We start from the raw sequence: 2,702 nt of genomic DNA on the forward strand, positions 1-2,702 counted from the left end.
TAAACTAATAAAACGGAGAGGCTATGGCTTTAGAAACTTTCGGAATTTTTGGGTTAGAAGTATGTTATCTTGGCATCTTGTATGTTGATTTAGCATAAAGGGTAACGAAGAGCCGATTATTCCACAGCAATTAAGTATTTTCAAGAAAGTTTAAATCTTTCACAGGAGATAGGAGATATTTATAAAAAGGGATGGACTTTGACTAAGTTAGGAGATGCTTTTTTAAAATATGGTAACTTTGAAGAATCAGAAAAATTTCTCCGTCTTGGCATGGAAGCAAGAGAAGCTTTACGAGGAAAAGTGGGTAGTAATGATGCTTATAAGGTGTCAATTTTTGATCTTCAAGTTGATACTTACCAACTTCTTCAACAAGCTCTTGTTGCTCAAAATAAGACCGATGAAGCTCTAGAAATTGCCGAAAGAGGACGCGCTAGAGCCTTGGTTGAATTACTTTCAAGGCGATTCTCTCCCAATCAAACAGAAGTATCCCCTATCACCGCACCTAAACTTGAGGAAATTAAACAAATTGCCAAAACTCAAAATGCTACCTTAGTTGAATATTCAATTATTGTGGAGCAGTTACCAGGAAACCAAGATACCAGTGAATCCGAATTGTATATCTGGGTAATCCAACCTACAGGCGAAGTAACCTTTCGTCGCAGCAATCTCAAACCCTTATGGCAAACCCAAAAGTTATCTCTTAAACAACTTGTAACCAGTAGTCGCCAATCAATCGGAGTTAGAGGAAGAAGTAGCATTGAAATACTGCCGCTTGATGACTCTGAAGCAAAAAATCAATTAAAACAACTCCACAAATTACTTATAGAACCTATTGCCGATTTACTCCCCTCCGATCCTAACGCTCATGTCATCTTCATGCCTCAAGGAGAACTATTTTTAGTACCTTTTCCCGCTTTACAAGATGCTAATGGCAAATACTTAATTGAAAAACACACAATTCTCACTGCACCCGCCATTCAAGTGTTAGACTTAACCCAAAAGCAACGAGTAAAAGTGCAACAAGCTAACCCGAAAGGACTTGTCGTTGTCGGCAATCCTACTATGCCAAAAGTAACTATCAAAATTGGCGAACCACCAGAACAACTTAATCCCTTACCAGCAGCAGAAAACGAAGCTATTACTATTGCTAAACTACTCAATACTAAAGCTTTAACAGGCAACCAAGCCACTAAAAAAGCTATCCTTTCCCAATTACCTCAAGCCAGAATTATTCATCTAGCAACCCATGGTTTATTAGATGATTTTAAAGGATTAGGAGTACCCGGTGCGATCGCTCTTGCACCTTCTGGTAATGATAATGGTTTACTTACTGCTGATGAAATTCTCAACTTAAAACTGAATGCGGAATTAGTGGTTTTAAGTGCTTGCGATACGGGAAGGGGACGCATTACTGGAGATGGTGTAATCGGATTATCCCGTTCTTTAATTACCGCAGGAGTGCCAAGTATTATTGTTTCTTTATGGTCAGTTCCCGATGCACCTACTGCAAGTTTAATGACTGAATTTTATCGCAATTGGCAAGAGAAAAAACTCGATAAAGCGCAGGCGTTGCGACAGGCAATGTTAACCACCATGAAAAACCATCCTAATCCGAAAGATTGGGCGGCATTTACTCTGATTGGTGAGGCAGAATAAGACCCAATACTGCTCGGTTAAGCCCAAAAACGACTTGCTGAGGGAAATTTAGAATGAAGAATGAACCTGCTATATAGATTATTAATGAATGGTTCGAGGATCGACAGGGATAATTTCTGAATATCGCAGAAAGTCATCTGTGTTGAAGGTTAAAATATTATCAATATTATGGGTAATCATAGCTGCAACTAATCGAGCGTCATGGGACTTTTTTCCCATTACTTGATATTTTCTAATGAGTCTTTCCCATTGAGTATAAATAGCAGGAGTATCTTGGTAAAGAGAAAAAATATGTTTAATATCTTCAATTTCTAAGGTAGCTTGCTCAAAACTTAATCCTAAGCCATTAACTTTTACAGGTCGTGTCGCTACAACCCAAAATTCAATTAAGTTCTGAGGAACAATATAGAGTTTTTCTGAACGTTTTTTTAAGGTTTTAACGCCTTGAAGCGCACTTAAGTGCAGCGGATGGCTGGTTTGTTTTAACCTAAGAAAAATATTAGTATCAGCTAAATAGGTCATAGCATTTCATCCTCTCTGGTATAAATGCTTTCTCGACTAATAGCTTCATCAGATAAGGGTTGAGCATTAATATTAGAAGGTCGATTAATAAAGTTAGTTAATTTTCTTTCCCATTCCTCATATTCTAAAATTTGGGAGCTTTTTTGAGGTTGATTTTTTAAGGTTTGTTCAATTAACTCTTGAAGATATTGTTCAAGAGTTAAGCCTTTTAATTTGGCTTCTTCCTGAATTTTATTTTCTAGCTCTGGGTTAAGATTTAAGGTAATCATGATAGGGTTCTCCTTGATTTTAATTAATGTTGACATCCTCACCGCCGTAAACGGACGGTGATTCCTCACCACGCCACCTTTTTAGAATGGTCGCGTCAATGGGGTTGACGCTTCAGAGGATGCTGCTACCTTAGCAGTAGTCTTATGCTTTCCGACCCGTCCGTTTTGATTGTCCGAATGCCGGACGGCCACTTTGAACAAGTCGAAAAAATCTCATGTTCAACCTTATTTCCTAGAAAGTTTTACTCGTTCAAG

General features: G+C 38.1%; 3 protein-coding genes. 1 reads left to right on the forward strand and 2 read right to left on the reverse strand.

The features are described from left to right. Window positions 1-198: 198 nt before the first annotated feature. Window positions 199-1,656, forward strand: a complete 1,458-nt coding sequence (locus tag EWV68_RS17105; protein ID WP_287170495.1) for a CHAT domain-containing protein — start codon at window positions 199-201, stop codon at window positions 1,654-1,656. Window positions 1,657-1,737: 81 nt separating this feature from the next. Here EWV68_RS17105 and EWV68_RS17110 read toward each other — a convergent pair whose 3' ends face one another. Together EWV68_RS17110 and EWV68_RS17115 are read right to left on the reverse strand one after the other, a co-directional pair. After that, complete coding sequence (locus EWV68_RS17110; RefSeq protein ID WP_061430231.1) at window positions 1,738-2,178, reverse strand: type II toxin-antitoxin system VapC family toxin; 441 nt, start codon at window positions 2,176-2,178, stop codon at window positions 1,738-1,740. Beyond that, window positions 2,175-2,447 (reverse strand): YlcI/YnfO family protein, encoded by a 273-nt coding sequence (locus EWV68_RS17115; protein ID WP_287170496.1) that lies wholly within the window; start codon window positions 2,445-2,447, stop codon window positions 2,175-2,177. The genes EWV68_RS17110 and EWV68_RS17115 overlap by 4 nt, the downstream gene beginning before the upstream one ends. Between the last annotated feature and the right edge of the window lie 255 nt (window positions 2,448-2,702).

Origin of the sequence: Microcystis sp. M_QC_C_20170808_M9Col (assembly GCF_007095495.1) — a bacterium.
Lineage (GTDB): Bacteria > Cyanobacteriota > Cyanobacteriia > Cyanobacteriales > Microcystaceae > Microcystis > Microcystis aeruginosa.

Excerpts from the sequence above, each read along its gene's own strand:
- EWV68_RS17110 (WP_061430231.1), bottom strand. The coding sequence starts at position 2,178 with ATGACCTATTTAGCTGATACTAATATTTTTCTTAGGTTAAAACAAACC.
- EWV68_RS17115 (WP_287170496.1), bottom strand. The coding sequence starts at position 2,447 with ATGATTACCTTAAATCTTAACCCAGAGCTAGAAAATAAAATTCAGGAA.